Below are 21,968 nucleotides of genomic sequence, written 5' to 3'. Positions count from 1 at the left end.
GAGCCTGTGCATGTTCAGAACGCGACGTTTCGCTGTGGTCGGAGCGCTCGTTCTGCTGTGCGGAGCCAGCGCCTGCGTGGCCGAGCCGAAGCACGATGCGACCGATCCCGGGCAAGGAGAACGGGGCACCATGGTGTCCGCGACCCCGGTCGCGCAATTGTCGACCGAGGAGACCGCCGCCTACCTCGCCAAGGGCAATTTCTCTACTCCGGTGCTCAACGGGGTGGACGCGTATCGCATCGACTATCGAACCATCACCGCGGCAGGTAAGCCCACCACCGCGAGCGGGCTCGTCGTGCTCCCGCGCACGGATTCGCCTCGGCTACGCACGGTCAGCTTCGAGCACGGCACGCTGGTGCTGAAAAGCGATGCGCCGTCGGTCAATAATGAGAGCCGTCCCGATCAAGCGCGCACCATCATGTTCGCGGCTGCCGGGTACGCGGCGATCGCCCCGGACTACCTGGGTCTCGGCGACGGCCAGGGCGATCATCCCTATACGCATGCGCCGACGGAGGTGAGCGCATCCGCCGACCTGCTGATCGCAGCTAAAAGTGTTGCCGCGCAACAGCATCGCGAACTCGACCGGGACATCTTGGTGACCGGCTTCTCCCAAGGTGGCCATGCCGCAATGGCATTCGGCAAAGCGTTACAGGCCGATGAGGTGCCGGGGTTCGGCCTCGCCGCCTTGGCTCCGGTCAGCGGCCCCTACGCTCTGCGCGACGTCGAAACCCCTGCCGGCCTCGACGGACGTGTCGCCCCCGGACCCGCGGTGTTCTACTTCGCCTACTGGCTCACCGCGATGAACCGGATCTACCACCTCTATGACAACCCCGCCGAAGCCTTCCAGGAACCGTATGCCGGAAAGATCGAAGGACTCTTCGACGGCACGCGCAACGAGCTCACCATCGCCACCTTGCTACCCATTACCCCGGACTTACTGTTGACGCCGAAGTTCGTCGAGTTGGCGAAGCACCCGACCGGCGCGGTGCTGAAAGCGATCACCGACAGCGACGGCACCTGCGATTGGACTCCACGCGTCCCGGTCCGCCTCTACGCCGCGACCGCCGATCGCAACGTTCCGTACGCGAATGCCGAACACTGCCTGCAAGCCATGCACAGCGCCAACGTCACCTTGCACAACCTCGGCGACCTCGACCACACGAACTCCGCTCGGGTTGCTATGCCGCAGGTCCTTGCCTGGTTCCAACAGCAGATCCCGGTCAGCTGACCTGTTCGGAGGGCATGGCGCTCGTCACGCTGCACGTTTAGGACGTGCGGTGCGGGTAGACGGTCAGTGACATGGATCCGACCAGAAAGGCGTGAACGATGAGCCAGCCCATCACCAGCACCCTAGATGCGGAGCAGCAGAAGATCGCGGGGGAGGCGCTGCGCGCTACCGTGATCGACCTGATCGACCTGTCCTTGATCGCCAAGCAGGCGCATTGGAATGTGATCGGGCCGAATTTCCGGTCGGTGCATTTGGCGCTGGACGAATTGGTTACGGCGGCAAGAGATTTCACCGATGCTGCGGCCGAGCGGGCTACCGCCGTCGGGGTGAGTCCGGACGGACGAGCGGCGACGGTCGCCAAGGAAACCGGTGCGGTCGGCTTCCCCGATGGCTGGCAGAAAGACACCGATGTGATCGACGGGGTCGTCGTCAATCTCACCGCGGTGATCAAGGGGCTTCGGGAGCGGATCGAGGCGACCGAGAAGGCCGACCCTGTTACTCAGGACCTGCTCATCGGCATTGCCGCGCGGCTCGAGCAGCTGCACTGGATGTGGCAGGCGCAGGTCGCGACGCCCTGAGTGACTATCGGGACAGTCCGTGGACGCGTGCGATGAGGCGTTCCATTACGGTGCGCGGCAGTATCCTGCGCACCGCGAACATCACGGGGGCGTTGCTGCCGACGGCGTAGAGCGGCTGCGGTCGGCCGGCCTCGATGGCCTTGACGATCGTGTCGGCGACCCGTTCGGCGGTGATGCCTTTGCCCTGCGCCTCATCCAATTTCGCGATGAACCTGGTGAAATCGGCGGTGTGTGGCGAGCCGTCGGTCAGATATTTCGTCCGGCGTTCCCGCAGTCCCGTATTGATCTGCCCCGGCTCGACCGTGCTGATCCACACCCCGAAGGGTGATTCCTCGAACCGCGCGGCCACCGCGAATCCTTTCAGCGCCGCCTTGGTCGCCCCATACGATGATCGATACGGCATCGGGAAGCTGGCGATCATCGATCCCACCATGATCACCCGGCCGTACCCGCGTTGCCGCATGCCAGGCAGTACCGCCTGGGTGAGCGCGACCGGCCCGAGCACATTCAGCCGAAACAGCCGCTCCACCGCATCCATCGGCAGTTCCGCCAACGGCCCCGCCTGACTCTCCCCGGCATTGTTGACCAGCACATCGATTTCCCCGAGCCCGGCAACGAACGCATCGATCGACCCGCTCTCGGTCAAATCGAGCGCCCGATACTCGACCCCCGGCACCCGAGCCTCGTCACCGACCCCCTCCGGCTTCCGGCTCGTCCCGATCACCCGATACCCCCGCGCCACCAACGCCGCGGCCGTCGCCTTCCCGATCCCGGACGAAGCACCGGTAACAACAGCAGTCCGAGGCATCAGCATCTCCTTAGTCAGCGACTCCAGCCGACGATAGCGCCTCGCGCCGAAATCTCGTGCTCCCCCACCCCGGACGATCACGCCGCGCACTGGGTAAATCGCACCGCCAGTTCTTCACCCTGGAACGAGAGGTTCAACTCTGCCTCCAGAGCAATGGACAACCGGTGCAGCAGCGGGAGTGTCGGGGTTACATCACCCCCCTCCATCCGACTCACCTGCGGCTGCGTCATCCCGGCACGCCGAGCGAGCTCGGCCTGGGTAAGGCCGAGTGTCGTGCGCCGGTCGTGAACGGCTTGGCCGAGTGCGAACGCATCGGCAGCTGCGACATAGTCGGCGTCCGCCCGGTGCTCAGGTGGAATCTTCCAGCTGGTGTGCGATCCGCGAGACATCTCATTCCTCCTCGAAGGCGCGGTCGTAGACATGTGTAGCGGGGTCATGCTCTGCCTCGCATACCTTTTGAGCGTGCAGCGCTCGGTCGACTTCCGACCGTTCTCGCGTTCGCGTCTTTGCGAAAACAGTCAACAACACCACTCGACGTTCGCGGGTAAGCCAGTAACTAATGCGGATTGCCTTGCCGCTCAAGTGGAACCGCAACTCGCGAACCGCGCCGCCGAGATGGCGGGTCCATGGCTCTCCCAAAGTCGTCGGGTTGTCAGCCAGTCGGTCGACCTTGAACTCGACCGCTCGGTACTCGGCTTTTGTCAGAGTGTTCAGCCATGCTCGCACCTCCGGCTCGAGCTCGATTCCGTACGGCTCTTCCCCGCCGTGTATCGAATATACCATGGAAAGCATAACCCCTGTTCCCCCTGTGGCCCGCCCCGGTGACTCGGTTGTTCGCTGTGTCTGAGCGAAGTCGAGTCGATGTCGTTGGTTATTCGGAGTCAGCGGGTCGTTGGAGGGTTCTCGATTGCGCGGGGCGATCGTTGGTTCCCAAGCCGGGGATTTCGGTCAGGGAAACGGGGGGTTGCGGGGTGGGGATGGTGGATTGAATTCTGTGGGTGGGGGGCGATCGGGGCAGGTGGCGGGGGGTGGGATGGGGCTAGGGTTGGCCGGCGCGATGGGGATGTAGTGGCCGCTCGATGCCGAGGAGAATGTGGTGGTTGCCGACACTGTTCGTGAGGAACAGGCGATTCGTCAGATGACGGAGCGGTTGGTCGAAAACTTCAGTGGCACTTACTCTCCGGAATACATCGAGGGGGTGGTGGGGGCGGCCCGACGGCGGTTTGCGGGGCATCCGGTGCGGACATTCATTCCGATTCTGGTGGAGCGGTACGTCCGTCGGCAGTTGGAGGCCGCGGGGGAGGTGGCAAAGGCTTCCAGTGGGCCGGACACCGCACGGACGCGCAGGCCGCGGCACAAGGCCGAATCGGGCGACCGTCGTTTGCCTGCCGCGGTTCGCGAAACCTGGTCGGCGAATAAGCGTTTCGCACCGGCGGCGGTTGCCGCGGTGGTCGCGGCCCTGGTGGTGGTGACCGTTGTTACGCTGGCACTGGCAGTGCGGCAGCCGAATTCGGCTCCGCAGGCGGCGGGGCCGGGGGTGTCGTCGCTGGCGCTGGTGCGTGGCGTGGTCGGATCCGAGAAGATGTCGTTTTTTCAGGATCCCAAGGTCGCCGAGGTGCTGGCGCGCAACGGGGTGAAGGTGGAGGTCGATGCGGCCGGATCGCGGGAGATCGCGACGTCGGTCGATCTCGGGAAGTACGAGTTCGCGTTCCCGTCGAGTGAGCAGGCGGCGGAGCGAATTCAGCGGCAGCGCAACGTGAGTGCCAAATACATCCCGTTCTCCTCGCCGATGGCGATCGCCACGTTCAAGCCGATCGCCGACCTGCTCGCCAAAGCCGGCGTGGTGCATCAGGGTCCGGTGCCGACCTTCGATATGGCGCCCTACCTGCGCATGGTCGGCAACAACACCCGGTGGGACCAGCTCGGCGACAACACCGCGTATTCCGCGCGCAAGAACGTGCTGATTTCCACGACCGATCCGCGCAGCTCCAACTCCGCGGCGATGTATCTGGCCATCGCGGGCTACGTCGCGAACAACAATACGATCGTGCAGGGAACCTCCGCCGAACAGGACGTAATCCCCACGGTGTCAAGGCTGTTCGTCGGACAGGGCTACACCCAGAATAGTAGCGAGGGCCCGTTCGACGCCTACCTTGCCGCCGGCATGGGCCCGACACCGCTGGTCTGGATCTACGAGTCGCAGTTCGTGGACGCCACGGTGCGCGGGCAGATCAAGCCCGATATGTCGCTGCTGTACCCTTCGCCGACCATTCTGTCCCGGCACACGCTGGTGCCGTTGGGCGAGGCGGGCGACCGGATCGGCCGCCTGCTGTCCACCGACCCCGACCTGCAACGCCTCGCCGCCGAGCACGGCTTCCGCACCGGCGACGCCACCCAGTTCGCGAAAGTGACCGCCGAGCACAACATTCCGGTGGCCACCGACCTCATCGACGTGGTCACCACCCCCACATTCGACACGTTGGAACGTCTGCTCGACGGAGTCGGTAAGTCCTACAACTGAGCTGCCGCGACCGAAACACCCTGGTGGGCAACGAGAGTCTCGCCTAGTTTCGGATGAGGCAATGGGGGCATACTTGTCGCATCAGGTACCGGCCGGCCAGCCGGTATCGCGGCGTGAGGTTAGCAGCATGACAGTGGATGGTCCGTACGAGATTCCGCCGCTCGACGACGCTGAGGACATCACCCGCATCGCCGAGCCGCAGCCTGGCGAGACCTTGGCGGACACCAGGAACTGGGCCGGTTTCGGCTTGGTGTTCATCGGCGTTGTCCTCGCCGTCGCCGCCGCGGTGGTGGCGATGTGGGGGTTCGGTGCCGCGGCGACCGTCGTGACGATCTTCGCCGTGCTGACCTTGCTCGGAGGTGCGGCGCTGGTGGTGCTCGAGCAAATGCGCAAGCGTGCACGCACCATTCCCGCCTCGGCGGACGCGCCCGCTTGGCAGGTCATCGAGCGGCCCGACGAGTGACCTAATCGAATTCCGCTGCCCGCGAGGCGATTCCGTCGAGCACACAGCCGAGGCCGAACGCGAAACGCTGATCTGCGTCGGGATCGTCGGCGTCGCGGACCCTGCGGCCGAATTCGGGATAGTCGCCGTCGGCCAGCACCTTGCGGAGGTAAGGCGCGACGGTCTGCTGCCACTCGCTCTCGGTGAGTCCCGTTCGCCGCTGGGCCTTTTCGTCGGCCAATTGCTGGGCGACGGCACCGAAGACATAGGCGTGCACGGTGTCGACGATGGCGGCCGTGAGGTTGATATCGCGGGTGAGTGCGCCTGCGGCGGTGAGCGCGATGTCGTGCAGACGTAGCGAATTCGCGCCGAGCGCGGGACGACCGGTGAGCTCCGACCCGAGCCACGGATGCCGGATCAGCGTCGCGCGGGTGTGTGCGGCGACGGCATCGAGGTCGGCGCGCCAGCCGCCGGAGAGTGCGGGCGGCGGGGTTTCGCCGTGCACCGCGTCGATCATCAAGTCCAGCAGGTCATCCCGGCTCTCGACGTAGCGGTACAGCGACGCGGTGCCGGATTCGAGTTCGGCGGCGACGCGGCGCATGGTGACCGCGTCGAGCCCCTCGCCGTCGGCCAGGTCGACGGCGGTGCGCACGATCCGCTCGATGCTGGGCGCGCGGCGGCTCGGCGTACGCCGCTCCTTGGCCCACACCAGCGTCTTGGCCGTATTCGTCATCGTATCCTTCCCTGTTGCGCACATCGTAGCATTATGGCTACGGTGTAGCCGTAATGAGTACGCTGTAGCCACAAGGAGGGCGCATGTCCGAGACGAGAGTTCCCGTGCTGATCGTCGGCGGTGGATCGGTCGGTCTGTTCACTGCCGTTTTCCTGGCGCAGCACGGAATTGCGCCCCTGCTTGTCGAAGGCGCGGCGGGACCGTCCATTCATCCGAGGGCGACCGGTCTCGGCCCGCGCACGATGGAATTCCTGCGCCAGGTGGGACTGGCGGACGAGGTCGACGCCGTGGCCGTCGACATGTCGGCGGGCAGTCTCGGCAAGATCTCCGGCAGCACGCTCGCCGCGGTGGACCTGTCCGCCGTGCCGGACGCACCGCCCATCCGGACCGGCTGGGGCTCCGGCCGGATCAGCCCGGCCATGATCCGCGGCATCTGCGCACAGGATCGGTTGGACCGGGTACTCGCCCCCGCGGCGGCGGAACGCGGTGCCACCCTTCGATTTTCGACACGGTTGAGCTCCTTCGAGCAGGACGCCGAAGGAGTCACCGCGCACCTCGACGACGGAACTACGGTCCGTGCGGACTACCTGATCGCCGCCGACGGCGTACGCAGCGGAATACGCGACGCACTGGGCATCGAGATGACCGGCCCGGGAACACTGGGCAATCCGAAGGTGAGCATGCTCTTCCGCGCGGACCTGCGGCCTTACACGCACGGTCGGCACTTCGCCAACTGCGACATCACCGGTCCGGACGCGTTCGGCATGTTGGTGACCGTCGACGGCGCGAAAGAGTGGATCTTCCATACGGATTACCACCCGGAGAACGGAGAATCCGTCGAGGACTTCACCAATGAACGGTGTGTCGATCAGATCCGTACCGCCGTCGGCGATCCGGCGCTGGAGGTCGAGGTGCTCAGCCGGTTGCCATGGAGCGCAAGAGGTTTGCTCGCCGACAGGTTCGGGCAGGGACGGGTGTTCTTGGTCGGCGACGCGGCGCACGCGGTACCACCGCAAGGCGCGTTCGGCCTGAACACCGGTGCCGCCGACGCGCACAACCTGGCCTGGAAGCTGGCGGCGGTCCTGCACGGGCAGGCAGGTCCCGTACTACTGAAAACGTATGAGACAGAACGCCGATCGGTCGCGTCGTACACGCTGGAACAAGCCCTGCTGCGCGTGGCCAACCCACGGCTGCACTGGGATATGAGCCCAACCGCAGGAGTCGCGCGTGCGGCGGTGGGCATGGCGGCCGCGCCGGTGGTGCAACTCGGCTACCGCTACGACTCCGCAGCGGTCATCGACGCCGACCCGCGGTTGCCGGACACCGAGGATGTCGAACTCGTGCTCGACGGCACCCCGGGATCCCGGTTACCCCATCTTTGGATCGACGAGGGCCGCTCCACGTTGGATCTGGTCCGATCGGAGTTTGCCCTGCTGGCCGGTCCAGGTGGCGAAGCGTGGGTGCGGGCGGCCCAGGAGGCGGCGGCTCGACTGGGCATGCCGCTCGTGGCCACGGTGCTCGAAGCGAGCGACTGGCCGGGACGGGTCGGCATCACCGCCGATGGCGCCGTGCTCGTTCGCCCCGACCAAGTTATTGCCTGGCGGGCACCAACGGCAGGTGCCGATCCAGCGGAAACGATCGGCGAGGTGCTGCGCCGCGTGCTGGATCGGTGATCTACCGGCCCGGTCGCGCCCTGAGACGCGGGTGAAAGCCCGGTGAGACGTTCGTCCCGAAGTATCGACAGCACAAAGCCATCAACACTCGGAGGAACCGTCCATGAATCGCCGAACACTCTGCGCGATCGCGCTCACCGCCCTCGTCGCGGCCGGAGGCACGGCCTGCTCCGACGACAAGGGCACCAGCGCTGCGACCCCGGGCACCAGCAGCTCACCGGCGGCAGCACCGGGACCCGCCGCACCGGGGGACTACTGCCAGTCGATGGTCCAATTGTCCCGCAGCACCCGCGAACTGGGCTCGAAGTCCGATATCACCCCGGCCGACTACGCCAAGACGGCCGATCAGTTCGACCAGGTGAAAGCCGTCGCACCGGCCGAGGTGACCGGTGACCTCGACAAGATCAGCGCGGGCTACCGGGCCATCTCGAAGGGACAGGCCACCATCGAGACCGTCGGTCCGGACATCGCTCAGGCGAGCCTGCACATGACCCAGGTGAACATGGAGAAGTGCGGACCGCCTCGGTAAGCGCGAACTCGGTCGAGCCGAAGGAGACGCGAATGGATCCGACGAATTCCGATGTCCGCCTGCATGTGCACAGGTGGGGCGAGGGGCCGCCGGTCGTGCTGGTGCACGGCGGGATTCTCGGCGGCCGCGAAGCCTGGCGCGCGCAACGGCCGTTGACCGAGCGGTGGACCCTGCTCGCGCCGGACCGCCCCGGCCACGGCGGCACACCCGCTGCGGGACGCCAGGATTTCGAGCCGGAGGCGCGGCTGATCGCAGATCAGCTGCTGGACCGACCGGTGCATCTGGTCGGGTTGTCCTACGGCGCGATCGTGTCGATGTATGCCGCGGCGCTGCGGCCCGAGCACGTCCGATCGCTCACCATCGTCGAGCCACCGTTGTTCGGCATCGCCCGCGGGAACCCCGCTGTCGACGGGGTGGCCGCCGCGAGTCGCGTGCTGATCGAAGACCCCGCTCTGTCGCCGGAAGCCGCGTTGGCGCGTTTCTTCGATATCGAAGGGGTGCCCGTCGCCCTCGGCACGCCGGTACCGGCGGTGCTGATCGACGGGATGCGCCGGCTGCAGGGCGCACGCCCGCCGGATGAGGCCGCGCCGCCGATGGACCTGCTGCGGGCGGCGGGCTTTCCGATACTGGTGATTTCCGGTGGGCACATGGAGTCGAACGAAATCATCTGCGATGCCATCGCCGAACAGACCGGCGCCGAACGTGCGGTGTGTGCGGGGATGGGTCACCTGGTGCCCGACACAGGTGCACCGTTCAACGCGCTGTTGGAGAAGTTCTTCGGCGGTACGCCTTAGCGGGTGCCGCGCCCGGCACAGGCGGCGAGGGCGGTGTCCTTGTCGTTGCTGACCGCGATGTAGGCGTTGAAGTCCCGGATCGAGTTGCCGTTCGCGGCGAGGAAGGCGTCGCAGGCCGATCCGACGGCGCGTTCGACGGCGGCGGCGCGGGCCGCCGACGCGGCGACCGAGGAGGCGGTGACCTCGGAGGTGATGCGGCGAGGTCGGACTCAGGCCCGCGCGTTCGAGTCGTCGCATGATCGGTCCTCTCTTCGCCGATGCCGGACTTTTGACGGTACGTCCGTGCGGCGCGAGGGGCGGCCAGCCGGCCGGATATCGACGACCAACCGATATCTGTGAATAGGGGCCTGTCGCACCGGGGCCGGAGGGGTATCCCGGTGCGACAGGCGGGCGGGTCAGCCCTGGCCGAGCATGGTGCGCATGGTGTCGATTTCCGCGCGCTGGTTGTCGATGATGGTGCGGGCCAAGGTCTTCGACTCCGTATTCGTGCCGTTGGCGAGCTCGGTCTCGGCCATGGTGACCGCGCCGGTGTGATGCTCGATCATCATGGTGAGCCACTGACGATCGAAGTCAGGGCCGGACGCGGCCTGCAGGGCCGTCATCTGAGCGACGCTCATCATTCCCGGCATGGTGTGACCGCCGTGCCCGGTCGCCGTGGGGGCGGGCTTGCCGAAGCTTTGCAGCAGCGTGGTGATTTGCCGCATCTCCGGTGCCTGCGCCTGTTCGACGTTCGCGGCGAGGGTCAGCAACTGCGGGTTCTGGCTGTGGCCGGGGACCAGCTTCGCCATGTCGACCGCCTGTGCGTGATGCGGGTACATCATCTGCAGGAAGGTGACGTCGGCGTCGTTGAAGTCGGTGCGGGCCGCCGGCGCGCTCGCGGGCGCGGAGGTGCTCGATGCGCCGTGATCCATGCCGGGCATGGCGTCGTCGTCGCTACAGCCCGCGAGGATGAGGGCGGCAGCCGCGGTGCTCGCGGCGAGGGCGGCGGTGATTCGGGTACGGGTGATGAACATGGTTGTGCTCCTTGTGAATTGCGCGGGACTGGGTGTCGGGCAGGGCAACTCCAGCGATCGTCCAGGCGGTCGCCGGTGCACCTGTCAGATCCGCAGAATCGACAATTCGGCCAGTGAGAGCACGGTCCACGGCGGCGACCGTTCCCGACGCGGGCGCCAATGACACAGTCGCGCAACATCATTGCCCGGCCGGTCGACAGCGATCCGATACAGCAGCACCAGCGCAAGCAATAGGGCTACGGCAGTAAGGATGAACACGCAGCCGTGCATGCCACCGTGTGCGCCATCGCATCCGTCACCCGCGCAATCCGCGCCTGGCGCACCATGATTGATGTCGGTCAAGGTGATCGGCTCGGCGATGGCGATCGGCATCGCCGACCGTGCCTGGTCGTCCGTTCCAGCGATCTCGGCGACACGGTGTCCGACAGGCGTGGTGGCGCTCGACGCAGCAACTGTCCACGCGACGCCACCGGTTTCCTCAGCCACGGGGCCGCGAGTCCTCACCATCGCGGCGTGATCGGAGATCGTCGCATCCGCGTGGCCGGGTACCGCGAACACCGCCGCGTGCATCGCCACGATCCCGGCGAGTAGCACCAGCATGCCGAGCGCCCGGGCGAGCCCGGTTGCGCGGAGCGGAAGGTGCTGTTCGGCCACGCGGTCAGTGTAGTAACGACTATCCGGCGCGATGCTGATACCCCCTGGCGGTACGGGTACCTACGGGGTGGCGACGTCGATTACCAGCCGCGTCGGATTGGTCAACGTGGTGACGGTGAACCCGGGCCGATCGGCATGCACGCCGATGAACGACTGTGTGGTGCCCTCGAAGACGGTGGTCCGGTAGACGCCCGCGATGGCGGGTGCGCTCGGATCGGTCGCGGGGTCGGGCCCCGCGTACGCAGGCACGGCGCTGTCGAACGGGTATGCCGAGCCGAGGATCTGCACCTCGAGGATCGAGGTCCCGGCCACGTCGATCGGCTTGCCGCTGCCGTCCTGCACGGCCCGGTCGGCGTACTGCACGATCCAGCCGGGGGTGCCTTTGCCGCCGAGGTCGTAGACCACGCGGTCGAAGCCGGGCTGGTGGCCGATGCGAATGTTGGTGACGGTGAGGCCCGCGTCACCGGACGCGGTGCCGCGCTTGGTGGTGGCGTCGCCCGGGACGCTCGGCGCTTCGGCCATGGTTCCGGTGGTCGAGGTGGGGGCGGCAGGGGTGGTCGCGGTGGATCCGTCGTCGCCGCAGCCCGCGAGCAGTGCCGTCGCAGCGGCGATGGCCAACACCATCCTGTTACGCATGGGACTGATGATAATCGGCTATCAGTGCATCGTGCGGGATTTATAGGTTTCTCAATGTTTGCCATCGGAAGTAATTTCGAATGAACCGGTGCCGGGTCTGCCTCGTGGTTGTCCAAGACCGGACGCGAATCGCGCGTCACGATTGATCCGGAGGATCTGAAAAATGCTGTCGACCAAGCACTTCCGGCGAGCCACGCTGCCATTTGCCGCTGCCTCGGTGATTCTCGCCGGCGTGCTGTGGGCCTGTGCAAGCACCGGCACGGCGAAACCGGCACCCGGGGCGGCCCCGGCTCCGGTGGCGTCGGCCGCCGCCGTGGCCCCGGCCGGCGCGCCGGGGAGCGAGGCGCCCGCCAAGACGCAGGACTGGCTGAAGATATCCCGCGGCACGGCGCTGACCGGCGCGAATGCCGTTCAGCTTGCCATCGCGGACAATAATGCTGTCGGACAGTACGTTACGGCGGCCGACCGCGCGCTGTACCGGTTCGGCAACGACACCGCTGACCCGTCGAAGTCGAATTGCGCGGGTGATTGTGCCGTGACGTGGCCACCGCTGGTCGCGCGGCGCGGCCAGGCCGTGTACGCCGGTGGCATCGATCCACAGCTCGTCGGCTTCGTCGAACGTGCTGACGGCGCATGCCAAATCACCATCGCCGGGTGGCCGGTGTATTACTTCGCCAAGGACCGGAAGGCGGGCGACCTGCTCGGGCAAGGCATCGGTGGGATCTGGCACGCGGTGACTCCCACGGGCGGCAAAGCGGGCGTCAACTGAATGGAATCGCTTGTGGCACTTTATATTCCGGATAATGCCCAAGAGACTGCACGGTTTGCTGGAGTGGGTTTGCCGGGGCCGGTGCGAACCTAGGGCAACGATCTAGCACACTTGAGCCGTGGCAGATATCGAGGACGTACTGAGCCGGCTCCGGCGCTATCCAGATGTGGAGGCTTTAAACCTCTACGCCGTGGATGCCGCCGATCGGCTGATCCTCGATGTCGCCGACGACGCGCTCGCCACTGCCGATAGCGGAAAGGTAGCTATCCTCGGTGACGCGTACGGCGCGCTGACCATCGGCGCGGTCGCCGCACACGAACTGCGCAACGTCCGCGTCTACCAGGACCTGCTGACCGGCGAACTCGCCCTGGCCAACAACGCCCGCGCGCTCGGGTACGCGGATCGCTACACCGCGTACCCGCTCGGCCCCGAACTGCTCGCCGGCGTCCGGGTGGTGCTGCTGCGGCTGCCGCGGGCGCTGGCCGGACTGGCCGAGGTCGCCGACGCCATCGCCCGCTACGCCGATCCCGAGGTGGTGGTGTTCGCGGGCGGCCGGGACAAGTATCTGACGAAGTCGATGAATGACATTCTGGCCCAGTCGTTTTCCGAGGTCCGGGCCAGCCGTGGCCGGCAGAAGTCGCGCACCCTGCTGGTCAGCGGGCCGAAGCCGGTCGGCGAGCCGCCGTTCCCGGTCCAGGACCGGCTCGACGATCTCGGCATCGACGTGGTCGCGCACGGCGCCGCCTTCTCCGGTGCCCGGCTGGATATCGGCACCCGATTCCTGCTCGACCACCTGAAGTGGATGAAGCCCGATGCGCGCGAGGCCATCGACCTCGGCTGCGGCACCGGGATACTGGCCGTCGCGCTGGCCAAGGCGCGGCCCGCGCTCCGGGTGCTCGGCACCGATCAGTCGGCGGCCGCGGTGGCCTCGGCGCGGGCGACGGCGGCGGTGAATGGGGTCGCGGAGCGGGTGACGGTGGTGCGTGACGACGTGATGTCCTCGGCCGCCGACAACAGTGCTGACCTGGTGCTGTGCAATCCGCCCTTCCACGTCGGCGCCGCCGTGCACACCGGCTCGGCGATCAAGATGTTCGCCGAGACCGGCCGGGTGCTGCGGCCCGGCGGTGAGCTGTGGACGGTCTTCAACTCGCATCTCAATTACCGAGGTGTGATCGAGCGCATGGTCGGCCGCACCGACGTGGTCGGACGCAACCGCAAGTTCACGGTCACTCGGTCCGTGCGTGGCCTGCACGACGCGCAACAGCGGTAGAGTCCGAATTGTCCGCGTCGGCAACTTCCCCGGGAACTCGTGCCGCGCAGCAAACGTTGGACCTAGCAGTTGGTTCTCGAGTGTGAACTCGATGAACAGCGGCATCGACCAGAAAGGGACGCAAGTGCGTAGCACAAGCAATCCGGTTTTCCGAAACTTGCCTCGGCAAGAGGGCAATGGCTACGCCAACTTCGGTTCCGGCGTGACCGGTGCGGGCCAGATGGGTCAGCAGTTCGGCAATCAGTACGGGCAGCAGTACCAGCAGCCGCAGCAGTACCAGCAGCCGACGGACACCCGGGCGATGACCATCGACGACGTGGTGACCAAGACGGCCATCACACTGGGCGTGCTCGCGCTGTCGGCGATCATTTCCTACGGCCTGACCAACGCGAACGCCTCGCTGGCTCCGCTGTTCGTCATCGGCGGCGGTCTGGTCGGCCTGGTGCTCGTCCTCGTGGCGACCTTCGCCAGGAAGATGGACAACCCGGTCATCGTGCTGTCGTACGCGGTGTTCGAGGGCCTGTTCGTCGGTGCGCTGTCGTTCATGTTCACCAACGTCAAATTCGGCGGGGTGGGCGGCAGCGCGATGATCGCGCAGGCCGTGCTCGGCACCTTCGGTGTGTTCGCCGGCATGCTGGTCGTCTACAAGACCGGCGCGATTCGCGTCACACCGCGCTTCACCCGGATGGTCGTCGGCGCCATGATCGGCGTGCTTGTCCTGGTGGTGGGCAACCTGATCGCCAGCTTCTTCATCTCGGGCGGCCTCGGCCTGCGCGACGGTGGCCCGCTCGCGATCGTGTTCAGCCTGGTGGTCATCGCGATCGCCGCGTTCAGCTTCCTGCTCGACTTCGACGCCGCCGATCAGCTGATCCGCGCGCAGGCGCCGGAGAAGGCGGCCTGGGGCGTCGCGCTCGGCCTCACCGTCACCCTGGTCTGGCTGTACGTCGAGATCCTGCGACTGCTGAGCTACTTCAACAACGATTAAGGGCAGCGGGTTTCGGCCCGCTGAACTGACAAACGGGTGGTCGCCGGAGATTTCCGGCAGCCACCCGTTCTGCTTTTCCGATACTGATTCAGTCTTGAACCGCCAGGACATCGGTAGCGGCGTGGTTATCGCCGCAGTGCTCGGCAATCATCGTGACGCCGACGGCGTTCTCGGTGCGCAGCGGCAGGATCTCGCGGTATTCCGGCGAGTCGTACCAGCCCTGTGCCGCCGCGTAATCCGGGAACTCGATCACGATGACATTGCCGTTGGCCGGACCCTCCAGCACAGTCTGCTTGCCCCCGTGCACAATGAACCTCCCGCCGAACGGCGTCAGCGTTGCGTCGATGCGCTGGAGGTATTCGACGATTTCGGCATTGACATCGACGTCGTGCAGGTGGGCGATCGCATAGGCAGGCATTGCGGGCTCCTGAGCAGTTGTTGCGTTGATGTTCTTTATCTTTGACGTTCCAGGTAGCGAAAGCGATTACCTGTCAGGTAATCCCGCAGACCAGAAAGGGCGGTCACCCGGAAACCGGATGACCGCCCTTCGACCTACTTGCTCAGCTCAAGCGCTCGATGACCATCGCCATGCCCTGGCCGCCGCCGACGCACATGGTCTCCAGACCGAACTGCTTGTCGTGGGTCTGCAGGTTGTTGATCAGCGTGGTGGTGATGCGGGCACCGGTCATGCCGAACGGGTGGCCGAGCGCGATGGCGCCGCCGGAGACGTTCAGCTTGTCCTCGTCGATCTTCAGCTCGCGGGCCGAGCCGAGCACCTGCACCGCGAACGCCTCGTTGATCTCGACCAGGTCGATGTCGTCGATCGACTTGCCCGCCAACGCGAGCGCGCGCTTGCACGCCTCGATCGGGCCGAGGCCCATGATCTCCGGGGACAGGCCGGAGACGCCGGTGGACACGATGCGGGCCAGCGGGGTGAGGCCGAGTTCCTTGGCCTTGGTGTCGCTCATGATGACGAGCGCGGCGGCGCCGTCGTTGAGCGGACAGCAGTTGCCCGCGGTGACGGTGCCGTCCGGGCGGAACACCGGCTTCAGCTTGCTGACCGCCTCGTAGGTGACGCCGGCGCGGGGGCCGTCGTCCTTGGACACCACCGAACCGTCGGGCAGCGTGACCGGGGTGATCTCGCGCTCGAAGAAGCCGTTGTTGATCGCTTCCTCGGCCCGGTTCTGCGACCGGACGCCCCAGCGGTCCTGCTCCTCGCGGGTGATGCCGGTGAAGCCCGCGACGTTCTCTGCGGTCTGGCCCATCGCGATGTAGGCGTCGGGGATCAGGCCGTCCTCGCGCGGGTCGTGCCAGACGCCCGCGCCGCCCTCGGCGGTCTTCGCGGTGCGCGCCTGCGCCTCGGCGAAGAGCTCGTTCTGGGTGTTCGGCCAGCTGTCGGCGGAACCGTTCTTGTACCGGGACACGGTCTCGACGCCCGCGGAGATGAACGCGTGACCCTCGCCGGCCTTGATCGCGTGGAAGGCCATCCGGGTGGACTGCAGCGACGACGCGCAGTAGCGGTGCACGGTGGTGCCGGGTACGAAGTCGTAGCCGAGCTGGACCGCGACGATGCGGGCCAGGTTGAAGCCCGACTCGCCGCCGGGGGAACCGCAGCCGAGGATCAGGTCATCGATCTGGGCGGGGTCCAGGGCGGGCACCTTGTCGAGCGCCGCGCGGACGATCTGGGTGGTCAGGTCGTCGGGCCGCATGTCGACCAGCGATCCCTTGGCCGCCCGGCCGATGGGGGAGCGGGCGGTCGAGACGATGACAGCCTCAGGCATGAGGACTCCTTTGTCGGAAGGAACGTGCGAACCGCTGTTGTTACTCGCGGGTTCCTATCGAATCTACGTCGCGCCCCGGTGACCGGGCACCCGGGGTCGCCTCGCTCAGCGCCGCGAGCAGGACCGGAAGTAGTTGCGCGGCGGCGAGTTCGTAGCCTGCCGCCGAAGGGTGGAAACCGTCGGCGGAGAACAGGAGTTCGGGCTGGGCGCGGAATTCCGGCGCGAGCAGGTAGCCCATCGGCACCGGGCGTCCGCCCGCGACGCTGGTGGCCACCGTTTGGGCGCGGGCCAGCCGGACGCTCCAGTTGTGCACCACCGTGCGCAGCGGCTGCGGAATCGCGGTCACCGTGCCGAGATTCGGGCAGGTGCCGACCACCACGACGCTGTCGGCCATGCTCAGCCGGGCGACCGCGGCGGCCAGCCTGCGGGCGGAGGCGCGGACCGAGTGCTTCTTGGTGATGTCGTTGGCGCCGATGAGGATGATCGCGGCGTCCGGCGGTGGACCCGCCACGAACATCGCGTCCACCTGACCGGACAGGCCCTTGGAGGTGGCGCCGGAGATCGCCTTGGTGCTCAATCGGATTCGCTGCTCGGTGGCGAGGGCGAGGCCGCGAGCCAGGCGCACGCCGGGCACTTCGTCGGCGACCAGACAGCCGACCCCGGCCGCGGTGGAATCGCCGAAAACCATCAGGTGAAGATCCGCGTGCTTACCGGAACGCCAAGGTTCCGGTTCCAGGCAGCCCGCCGTGTAGATACCGTCCGCTTCAGGGGGTTTCGAGGTGTCGCGGCCGATGACGCCACGCGCCGCGCCGGCCTGCGCCATCAACAGTCGAGAGGTCGCCCACCATGCGGTGCCGGCGCCGGAACCGGCCAGGACTGTTGCGGCACCGGTCACCGCGGCGGTACGCCAGCCGATGCGTGGTGCGCTCACAAAAGAAAATGTACCGACTTTATACAGGCGGGGCAGCGGGAGCGGGAACGTCGAACCAGCCGTGCGCCGGAATGCTCGCCGCGTCGGTGGTGACGGTGACCTCGACATGGCCCGGACCGGTGTCCTGGAACAGCGCGTACTGGACGCTGCCGTAGAGGCCCGTGACGATCGTGTCCTCGTACCTGCCGACAGCGCCGGTGGTGGTGTTGCGCCAGTCCACTATGGTGTGCACCTCACACAGCGGGGCCAGTGGATAGTCGCCCTCGCCGATGCCGACGACCGGCAGCGCACGCATGTTGAGGATGGCCCCGCCCGGCCAGGCGGGGCTGACATCGGCCCAGGTCCGGACGGTTGTCCCGCACAGGCCACCGTGCGCCATGGTGACCACCTGAGGGAATTCGATGGTGACTGCGTTCGCCTGCGCGCCCGGTCCGACCAGGGCGGCCAGCGCCGCTCCGGCCAGCACAACGCCGGCCCTGGCGATGTTCGGCTGCTTCATGGTTCGGATCCTAAATGGGTGGTTGCCCGATTCCCGGTTTGTCAGGCCAGACGGGCTTGCGCGTGGCGTGCGCCAACTCACACCGGGTCCATCTGGAACTATGGGGCGCATGCGCATCGCCGACCATGTCGTGGACCTCATCGGCAATACGCCGCTGGTCCGGTTGAACTCTGTTGTAGGACCGAATACCGGACTGGTAGCGGCCAAGATCGAATACCTGAATCCGGGTGGTAGCTCCAAGGACCGGATCGCGGTGAAGATGATCGACGCGGCCGAGAAGTCCGGGCAGTTACGGCCCGGTGGCACCATCGTCGAACCCACCTCGGGCAACACCGGCGTCGGCCTCGCGCTGGTCGCTCAGCAGCGCGGTTACCACTGCGTCTTCGTCTGCCCCGACAAGGTCAGCGAGGACAAGCGCAACGTGCTGCGCGCGTACGGCGCCGAGGTTGTGGTGTGCCCGACCGCCGTTGCACCGGAGGACCCGGCCAGCTACTACAGCGTCTCCAACCGTCTGGTCGGCGAGATCGACGGCGCGTGGAAGCCGGATCAGTACTCCAACCCGGGCGGCCCGGACAGCCACTACGAGACGACCGGTCCGGAGATCTGGCGCGACACCGACGGCACGGTCACCCACTTCGTCGCGGGTGTCGGCACCGGCGGCACCATCACCGGCGTCGGCCGATACCTCAAGGAGGTGTCCGGCGGCAAGGTCAAGATCATCGGCGCCGACCCGGAGGGCTCGGTGTACTCCGGCGGCACCGGACGGCCGTACCTGGTCGAGGGCGTCGGCGAAGACTTCTGGCCGTCCGCCTACGACCCGGCGATCCCGGACGAGATCATCGCCGTCTCCGACGCGGACTCCTTCGACATGACCAGGCGCCTGGCTCGGGAGGAGGGCCTGCTGGTCGGCGGCTCCTGCGGGATGGCGGTGGTCGCGGCCATCGAGATCGCCAAGCGGGAACCGGACGCGGTCGTGGTGGTGCTGCTGCCGGACGGCGGCCGCGGCTACCTGTCGAAGATCTTCAACGACCAGTGGATGAGCTCCTACGGCTTCCTGCGCGAGCGCCTCGACGGCAGCACCGTGGAACCGTTGGTCGGTGACGTGTTGCGCGGCAAGTCCGGCGAGCTGCCCGACCTGGTGCACACCCACCCGTCGGAGACGCTGCGCGACGCCATCGAAATCCTGCGCGAGTACGGGGTTTCGCAGATGCCGGTGGTCGGCGCGGAGCCGCCGGTGATGGCAGGCGAGGTCGCGGGCAGCGTCTCGGAGCGCGACCTGCTCTCGGCGGTGTTCGAAGGGCGTGCGCACCTGACCGATTCGGTCGGCAAGCACATGAGCCCGTCGTTCCCGCTGATCGGCGCGGGCGAACCGATCTCCGCCGCGACCAAGGCGCTGTCGGACACCGACGCGCTGATGGTCGTAGAGGAGGGCAAGCCGGTCGGCGTCATCACTCGCCACGATCTGCTCGGCTTCCTGAGCGTAGGCACGTTCGGGCACTGAGCTCATCCGCCGCTCCGGGCCAGATCTAGGTGCGCGGCGCTCGACGTCGGCGGCCGGCGGTGCGGCGGTGGGCAGGGACAGCGTGTCCCCGGTGAGTTACCCATGTGCTCACGAGATCTGTTGTCGAGGAATGTCGGTCGGGGTCCGGGTGGGCCCCGGCTATTCGAGACGGGCGCGCAGTGATCGGGCGTCGCGTGGGGCCATGACCTTGGCGTCGTTGTCGAAGTAGCAGTAGACGTCGTGGTCGGTGGACCAGGTGCGGATTTTCTCGGCCCACATGTCGAGGCCCTCGTCGGTGTAGCCGCTGACGTATAACTCGTCATGACCGTGCAGCCGGATGTAGACGAAGTCCGCGGTGACCTCCTCGATCAACGGGAATTTGCCTGCGGCGTCGGCGATTACGAGCGCGATCTGGTGCTTGGTCAGCAGGTCGGTGAATTCGGGCGTGACGAAGCTGGGATGCCGGATCTCCAACGCGTGCCGCAGCGGACGGTCGGCATCGGTGGTCACATAGGCCGGATCCACCCGATGGTCATGCCGTTTCGCTATTTCCGCGGCCTGCGTGGTGGTGCGGGGGAGGTGCCCGAAGAAGGCCGCCAGCACCTCGGAATCGAACTGGAAGTTCGGCGGCAGCTGCCAGAGGATCGGGCCGAGTTTGGGGCCGAGAGCGAGCAGTCCGGAGGCGAGGAAGTTCGCCAGTAGTTCGTCGCCATCGCGCAACCGCTTCATGTGCGTGATGAATCGGCTGCCCTTCACCGCGAATACGAAATCGTCCGGCGTCTGACTCGCCCAGTTCTGATAGCTCGACGGGCGCTGCAGCGCGTAGAACGAGCCGTTGATCTCGACGCTGTTCAGCTGCTGCGACAGGTACGCGAGCTCACGCTTCTGCGTCACGCCGTTGGGATAGAAGACACCACGCCAAGGCGGATACACCCATCCTGACGTGCCGATCCGGACCTCGCCCATCCCTCCATCGTGGCAGCAGCTAGTCGGCTGCGCCGCTCGCTACCCGATCTTGTCGCAGTGTCGCGACCTGCCCGGCCGCCCACGCGACCACCAACGCGGCGAGGAACGACAGCAGTGACGCACTCATCCACGCCTGCTTGGTGAAGTGCAGCTGCTCCTGCGCGTGCACCCAGAAGTCGGTCCACACGCCGGCGTCGCCAGGATTGATGAGCTGATAGACCGAGAGCCCGGTCAGCCAGGCGATGATCATGCCCCAGCGCGGCGGGGCGTCGTCGGAGGTGTTCCACTCGCCCTTCGCGCGCAGGAAGAAGTCGGCGACGAGCACGCCGAGCAGCGGCACGAACACCGAACCGATCAGGCCGAGGAAACCGAAGTAGTTGGCCATGTTCAGCTGCAGCGCCAGCAGCGTGATCAGCAGGCCGAGGCCGATCGACAGGATCCGCCGGTCGATCCGCGGCGCGAGATTCTGGATGGAGACGGCGGTGGAGTACACATTGGCGAAGGACTGGTCGGCCTCGCGCAACACGAAGACGAAGAAGAACAATCCACCGAGGCTGACCTGCAGGAACGGCGAGTACTGGCCGTCACCGGTGGCGCGGGCCAGCGCGAACAGGCCGAGCGTGTAGGCCACGATCTGGGTGATCGCATAGGCCCCGCTCGCCGCGCCGAACGCGGTGCCGGTGCTGCGCGAATGCCGGGTGTAGTCGGCCGCGACCGGCACCCAGGAGATCGACACCGCGAGTGCCGCGTCGGTGGCGATCCAGAAGAGGTTCCAGTCCGCGCCGAACGGGCCGCTGCCGTGCGGGCCGGGGTTGGCCGACAGATCGGGCAGGCCGGTCCGGAAGAACTGGATGTAGAACCAGATCAGCGCGATCACCACGCCGACCGTGACGAACCGGCGCAGCATCCGCACCGAGCCGAGCGGCCAGATCGTCAGGACCGTGGTGAGCACGCCGGCGGCCACCACGTAGAGCCAGTGCGGGCCGCCGCCGAACAGCTCGTCGGCGGCGTCACCGATGACGATCAATTCGAAGGTGCCCCAGCCGATCAGCTGGGCGATGTTCAAAACGGTTGGCAGATAACTGAGTTTCGCGCCGAACAGGCCGCGCAACAGGACCATCGCCGGTTTACCGGTCTTCGCGCCGGGCACGGCGGCCAAGCCGAGCATCAGGCCGCCGACGACCGTCCCGACGATCATCGCGAGGATGCCCGCGGAAATGGAGATCCGCGGTGCGCCGTCGGAATTCGGCGCGAGCACGGTATACGCGCCGGAGAAGGCGATGAGGCTGACGCCCAGATTTGCCCAGAATGCGCTCTGATCCCAGAACGACAGCACCTTCGGGGCGGGTTCGTCGAGGGTGAAGGGGGCCTCGTGCCGATCGGAGTTGTGCAGGGTCGGTGAAGACATGCCCGAAACGCTCTTCCTACGCCGGCATTACCCGGACAGGTTCATGCGGTCGGCGAAGCGCTGGGGTCCGCCCTCTCAGCCCGGCCTTGCCCGAGCTCCCGCGGTGGGGGTGGTTCGGGCGAATAGTACACGTGGCGGTTCGGCGGTCTGTGCGATCCGCACGGCAACAGCAGGTGAACAGCTGCGAGCTGCGGGTTCGCTCGACTCGGTATCGTGGAGCTCGGGACAGAGTACGAACCAGCGCGGGGC

Annotated in this window: 24 protein-coding genes and 1 riboswitch; of the genes, 11 read left to right on the top strand and 13 right to left on the bottom strand. The window is 66.8% G+C overall.

Annotated elements, in window-relative coordinates; all coding sequences use genetic code 11:
* The first annotated feature begins 10 nt into the window (after nucleotides 1–10).
* Complete coding sequence (locus tag ACIBCN_RS25625) at nucleotides 11–1,228, top strand: alpha/beta fold hydrolase (protein ID WP_396994187.1); 1,218 nt, start codon at nucleotides 11–13, stop codon at nucleotides 1,226–1,228.
* A gap of 98 nt (nucleotides 1,229–1,326) precedes the next feature.
* Complete coding sequence (locus tag ACIBCN_RS25620; protein WP_396994186.1) at nucleotides 1,327–1,806, top strand: Dps family protein; 480 nt, start codon at nucleotides 1,327–1,329, stop codon at nucleotides 1,804–1,806.
* 4 nt (nucleotides 1,807–1,810) lie between these two features.
* Here ACIBCN_RS25620 and ACIBCN_RS25615 read toward each other — a convergent pair whose 3' ends face one another.
* The 3 genes from ACIBCN_RS25615 to ACIBCN_RS25605 form a co-directional block, all read right to left on the bottom strand.
* A complete protein-coding gene (locus tag ACIBCN_RS25615) occupies nucleotides 1,811–2,614 on the bottom strand; it encodes an SDR family oxidoreductase (protein ID WP_396994185.1) in 804 nt (267 codons plus the stop codon).
* Between the two features lie 77 nt (nucleotides 2,615–2,691).
* Nucleotides 2,692–3,003 (bottom strand): helix-turn-helix domain-containing protein, encoded by a 312-nt coding sequence (locus ACIBCN_RS25610; RefSeq protein ID WP_396994184.1) that lies wholly within the window; start codon nucleotides 3,001–3,003, stop codon nucleotides 2,692–2,694.
* Nucleotide 3,004: 1 nt separating this feature from the next.
* On the bottom strand, nucleotides 3,005–3,406 hold the full coding sequence (locus ACIBCN_RS25605; protein ID WP_396994183.1) for a type II toxin-antitoxin system RelE/ParE family toxin: 402 nt from the start codon (nucleotides 3,404–3,406) through the stop codon (nucleotides 3,005–3,007).
* A 304-nt stretch (nucleotides 3,407–3,710) separates the two neighbouring features.
* On the opposite strand from ACIBCN_RS25605, the gene ACIBCN_RS25600 reads away from it, so the two are divergent.
* Together ACIBCN_RS25600 and ACIBCN_RS25595 are read left to right on the top strand one after the other, a co-directional pair.
* Nucleotides 3,711–5,135: a three-helix bundle dimerization domain-containing protein gene (locus ACIBCN_RS25600; protein ID WP_396994182.1), complete on the top strand. Its 1,425-nt coding sequence runs from the start codon at nucleotides 3,711–3,713 to the stop codon at nucleotides 5,133–5,135.
* A 127-nt stretch (nucleotides 5,136–5,262) separates the two neighbouring features.
* Nucleotides 5,263–5,598 (top strand): hypothetical protein, encoded by a 336-nt coding sequence (locus ACIBCN_RS25595; protein ID WP_396994181.1) that lies wholly within the window; start codon nucleotides 5,263–5,265, stop codon nucleotides 5,596–5,598.
* A gap of 1 nt (nucleotide 5,599) precedes the next feature.
* Here ACIBCN_RS25595 and ACIBCN_RS25590 read toward each other — a convergent pair whose 3' ends face one another.
* The gene (locus tag ACIBCN_RS25590) at nucleotides 5,600–6,310 is read right to left on the bottom strand and encodes a TetR/AcrR family transcriptional regulator (protein ID WP_396994180.1); all 711 of its coding nucleotides are present in this window, start codon (nucleotides 6,308–6,310) and stop codon (nucleotides 5,600–5,602) included.
* Between the two features lie 83 nt (nucleotides 6,311–6,393).
* Here ACIBCN_RS25590 and ACIBCN_RS25585 point away from each other — a divergent pair, with 83 nt between their 5' ends.
* The 3 genes from ACIBCN_RS25585 (at nucleotide 6,394) to ACIBCN_RS25575 (ending at nucleotide 9,306) form a co-directional block, all read left to right on the top strand.
* A complete protein-coding gene (locus tag ACIBCN_RS25585; protein ID WP_396994178.1) occupies nucleotides 6,394–7,983 on the top strand; it encodes an FAD-dependent monooxygenase in 1,590 nt (529 codons plus the stop codon).
* 103 nt (nucleotides 7,984–8,086) lie between these two features.
* Entirely contained in the window at nucleotides 8,087–8,512 is a 426-nt protein-coding gene (locus tag ACIBCN_RS25580) for a hypothetical protein (RefSeq protein ID WP_396994177.1), read from the top strand.
* 32 nt (nucleotides 8,513–8,544) lie between these two features.
* Nucleotides 8,545–9,306, top strand: a complete 762-nt coding sequence (locus tag ACIBCN_RS25575; protein ID WP_396994176.1) for an alpha/beta fold hydrolase — start codon at nucleotides 8,545–8,547, stop codon at nucleotides 9,304–9,306.
* A gap of 395 nt (nucleotides 9,307–9,701) precedes the next feature.
* On the opposite strand, the gene ACIBCN_RS25570 is transcribed toward ACIBCN_RS25575, so the two are convergent.
* The 3 genes from ACIBCN_RS25570 to ACIBCN_RS25560 form a co-directional block, all read right to left on the bottom strand.
* Nucleotides 9,702–10,319 (bottom strand): DUF305 domain-containing protein, encoded by a 618-nt coding sequence (locus ACIBCN_RS25570; protein WP_396994175.1) that lies wholly within the window; start codon nucleotides 10,317–10,319, stop codon nucleotides 9,702–9,704.
* An 84-nt stretch (nucleotides 10,320–10,403) separates the two neighbouring features.
* Entirely contained in the window at nucleotides 10,404–10,973 is a 570-nt protein-coding gene (locus ACIBCN_RS25565) for a DUF6153 family protein (protein ID WP_396994174.1), read from the bottom strand.
* Nucleotides 10,974–11,033: 60 nt separating this feature from the next.
* A complete protein-coding gene (locus tag ACIBCN_RS25560; protein WP_396994173.1) occupies nucleotides 11,034–11,609 on the bottom strand; it encodes a hypothetical protein in 576 nt (191 codons plus the stop codon).
* A 163-nt stretch (nucleotides 11,610–11,772) separates the two neighbouring features.
* Here ACIBCN_RS25560 and ACIBCN_RS25555 point away from each other — a divergent pair, with 163 nt between their 5' ends.
* From ACIBCN_RS25555 to ACIBCN_RS25545, 3 genes are all read left to right on the top strand, one after another.
* Nucleotides 11,773–12,378 (top strand): hypothetical protein, encoded by a 606-nt coding sequence (locus tag ACIBCN_RS25555; protein WP_396994172.1) that lies wholly within the window; start codon nucleotides 11,773–11,775, stop codon nucleotides 12,376–12,378.
* Nucleotides 12,379–12,496: 118 nt separating this feature from the next.
* Nucleotides 12,497–13,648, top strand: a complete 1,152-nt coding sequence (locus ACIBCN_RS25550; RefSeq protein ID WP_396994171.1) for a class I SAM-dependent methyltransferase — start codon at nucleotides 12,497–12,499, stop codon at nucleotides 13,646–13,648.
* A gap of 124 nt (nucleotides 13,649–13,772) precedes the next feature.
* Complete coding sequence (locus ACIBCN_RS25545; protein ID WP_396994170.1) at nucleotides 13,773–14,633, top strand: Bax inhibitor-1/YccA family protein; 861 nt, start codon at nucleotides 13,773–13,775, stop codon at nucleotides 14,631–14,633.
* An 88-nt stretch (nucleotides 14,634–14,721) separates the two neighbouring features.
* Here ACIBCN_RS25545 and ACIBCN_RS25540 read toward each other — a convergent pair whose 3' ends face one another.
* From ACIBCN_RS25540 to ACIBCN_RS25525, 4 genes are all read right to left on the bottom strand, one after another.
* Nucleotides 14,722–15,051: a DUF1330 domain-containing protein gene (locus ACIBCN_RS25540; RefSeq protein ID WP_396994169.1), complete on the bottom strand. Its 330-nt coding sequence runs from the start codon at nucleotides 15,049–15,051 to the stop codon at nucleotides 14,722–14,724.
* 142 nt (nucleotides 15,052–15,193) lie between these two features.
* On the bottom strand, nucleotides 15,194–16,414 hold the full coding sequence (locus tag ACIBCN_RS25535) for an acetyl-CoA C-acetyltransferase (RefSeq protein WP_396994168.1): 1,221 nt from the start codon (nucleotides 16,412–16,414) through the stop codon (nucleotides 15,194–15,196).
* A gap of 40 nt (nucleotides 16,415–16,454) precedes the next feature.
* A complete protein-coding gene (locus tag ACIBCN_RS25530; protein ID WP_396994167.1) occupies nucleotides 16,455–17,345 on the bottom strand; it encodes an SGNH/GDSL hydrolase family protein in 891 nt (296 codons plus the stop codon).
* 19 nt (nucleotides 17,346–17,364) lie between these two features.
* A complete protein-coding gene (locus ACIBCN_RS25525; RefSeq protein WP_396994166.1) occupies nucleotides 17,365–17,844 on the bottom strand; it encodes a hypothetical protein in 480 nt (159 codons plus the stop codon).
* A 109-nt stretch (nucleotides 17,845–17,953) separates the two neighbouring features.
* Between ACIBCN_RS25525 and ACIBCN_RS25520 the strand changes: the two genes are divergently transcribed.
* Nucleotides 17,954–19,345 carry a cystathionine beta-synthase gene (locus ACIBCN_RS25520; RefSeq protein WP_396994165.1) on the top strand — a complete coding sequence of 464 codons (1,392 nt, stop codon included), beginning with the start codon at nucleotides 17,954–17,956 and terminating at the stop codon, nucleotides 19,343–19,345.
* A gap of 159 nt (nucleotides 19,346–19,504) precedes the next feature.
* On the opposite strand, the gene ACIBCN_RS25515 is transcribed toward ACIBCN_RS25520, so the two are convergent.
* Nucleotides 19,505–20,311 (bottom strand): DUF72 domain-containing protein, encoded by an 807-nt coding sequence (locus ACIBCN_RS25515; RefSeq protein WP_396994164.1) that lies wholly within the window; start codon nucleotides 20,309–20,311, stop codon nucleotides 19,505–19,507.
* 19 nt (nucleotides 20,312–20,330) lie between these two features.
* Nucleotides 20,331–21,719 (bottom strand): purine-cytosine permease family protein, encoded by a 1,389-nt coding sequence (locus ACIBCN_RS25510; protein WP_396994163.1) that lies wholly within the window; start codon nucleotides 21,717–21,719, stop codon nucleotides 20,331–20,333.
* Nucleotides 21,716–21,831, bottom strand: a riboswitch (TPP riboswitch). (Overlaps the previous gene by 4 nt.)
* Nucleotides 21,832–21,968 lie beyond the last annotated feature (137 nt).

The sequence above is a fragment of the Nocardia sp. NPDC051052 genome, assembly GCF_044456045.1.
Taxonomy (GTDB): domain Bacteria; phylum Actinomycetota; class Actinomycetes; order Mycobacteriales; family Mycobacteriaceae; genus Nocardia.
The sequence above is the reverse complement of the archived record's forward strand: the minus strand, read 5'-3'. Positions and strand labels throughout refer to the sequence as shown.

Excerpts from the sequence above, each read along its gene's own strand:
- ACIBCN_RS25625 (WP_396994187.1), top strand. The coding sequence starts at position 11 with ATGTTCAGAACGCGACGTTTCGCTGTGGTCGGAGCGCTCGTTCTGCTG.
- ACIBCN_RS25620 (WP_396994186.1), top strand. The coding sequence starts at position 1,327 with ATGAGCCAGCCCATCACCAGCACCCTAGATGCGGAGCAGCAGAAGATC.
- ACIBCN_RS25615 (WP_396994185.1), bottom strand. The coding sequence starts at position 2,614 with ATGCCTCGGACTGCTGTTGTTACCGGTGCTTCGTCCGGGATCGGGAAG.
- ACIBCN_RS25610 (WP_396994184.1), bottom strand. The coding sequence starts at position 3,003 with ATGTCTCGCGGATCGCACACCAGCTGGAAGATTCCACCTGAGCACCGG.
- ACIBCN_RS25605 (WP_396994183.1), bottom strand. The coding sequence starts at position 3,406 with ATGCTTTCCATGGTATATTCGATACACGGCGGGGAAGAGCCGTACGGA.
- ACIBCN_RS25595 (WP_396994181.1), top strand. The coding sequence starts at position 5,263 with ATGACAGTGGATGGTCCGTACGAGATTCCGCCGCTCGACGACGCTGAG.
- ACIBCN_RS25590 (WP_396994180.1), bottom strand. The coding sequence starts at position 6,310 with ATGACGAATACGGCCAAGACGCTGGTGTGGGCCAAGGAGCGGCGTACG.
- ACIBCN_RS25585 (WP_396994178.1), top strand. The coding sequence starts at position 6,394 with ATGTCCGAGACGAGAGTTCCCGTGCTGATCGTCGGCGGTGGATCGGTC.
- ACIBCN_RS25580 (WP_396994177.1), top strand. The coding sequence starts at position 8,087 with ATGAATCGCCGAACACTCTGCGCGATCGCGCTCACCGCCCTCGTCGCG.
- ACIBCN_RS25575 (WP_396994176.1), top strand. The coding sequence starts at position 8,545 with ATGGATCCGACGAATTCCGATGTCCGCCTGCATGTGCACAGGTGGGGC.
- ACIBCN_RS25570 (WP_396994175.1), bottom strand. The coding sequence starts at position 10,319 with ATGTTCATCACCCGTACCCGAATCACCGCCGCCCTCGCCGCGAGCACC.
- ACIBCN_RS25560 (WP_396994173.1), bottom strand. The coding sequence starts at position 11,609 with ATGCGTAACAGGATGGTGTTGGCCATCGCCGCTGCGACGGCACTGCTC.
- ACIBCN_RS25555 (WP_396994172.1), top strand. The coding sequence starts at position 11,773 with ATGCTGTCGACCAAGCACTTCCGGCGAGCCACGCTGCCATTTGCCGCT.
- ACIBCN_RS25540 (WP_396994169.1), bottom strand. The coding sequence starts at position 15,051 with ATGCCTGCCTATGCGATCGCCCACCTGCACGACGTCGATGTCAATGCC.
- ACIBCN_RS25535 (WP_396994168.1), bottom strand. The coding sequence starts at position 16,414 with ATGCCTGAGGCTGTCATCGTCTCGACCGCCCGCTCCCCCATCGGCCGG.
- ACIBCN_RS25525 (WP_396994166.1), bottom strand. The coding sequence starts at position 17,844 with ATGAAGCAGCCGAACATCGCCAGGGCCGGCGTTGTGCTGGCCGGAGCG.
- ACIBCN_RS25520 (WP_396994165.1), top strand. The coding sequence starts at position 17,954 with ATGCGCATCGCCGACCATGTCGTGGACCTCATCGGCAATACGCCGCTG.
- ACIBCN_RS25515 (WP_396994164.1), bottom strand. The coding sequence starts at position 20,311 with ATGGGCGAGGTCCGGATCGGCACGTCAGGATGGGTGTATCCGCCTTGG.
- ACIBCN_RS25510 (WP_396994163.1), bottom strand. The coding sequence starts at position 21,719 with ATGTCTTCACCGACCCTGCACAACTCCGATCGGCACGAGGCCCCCTTC.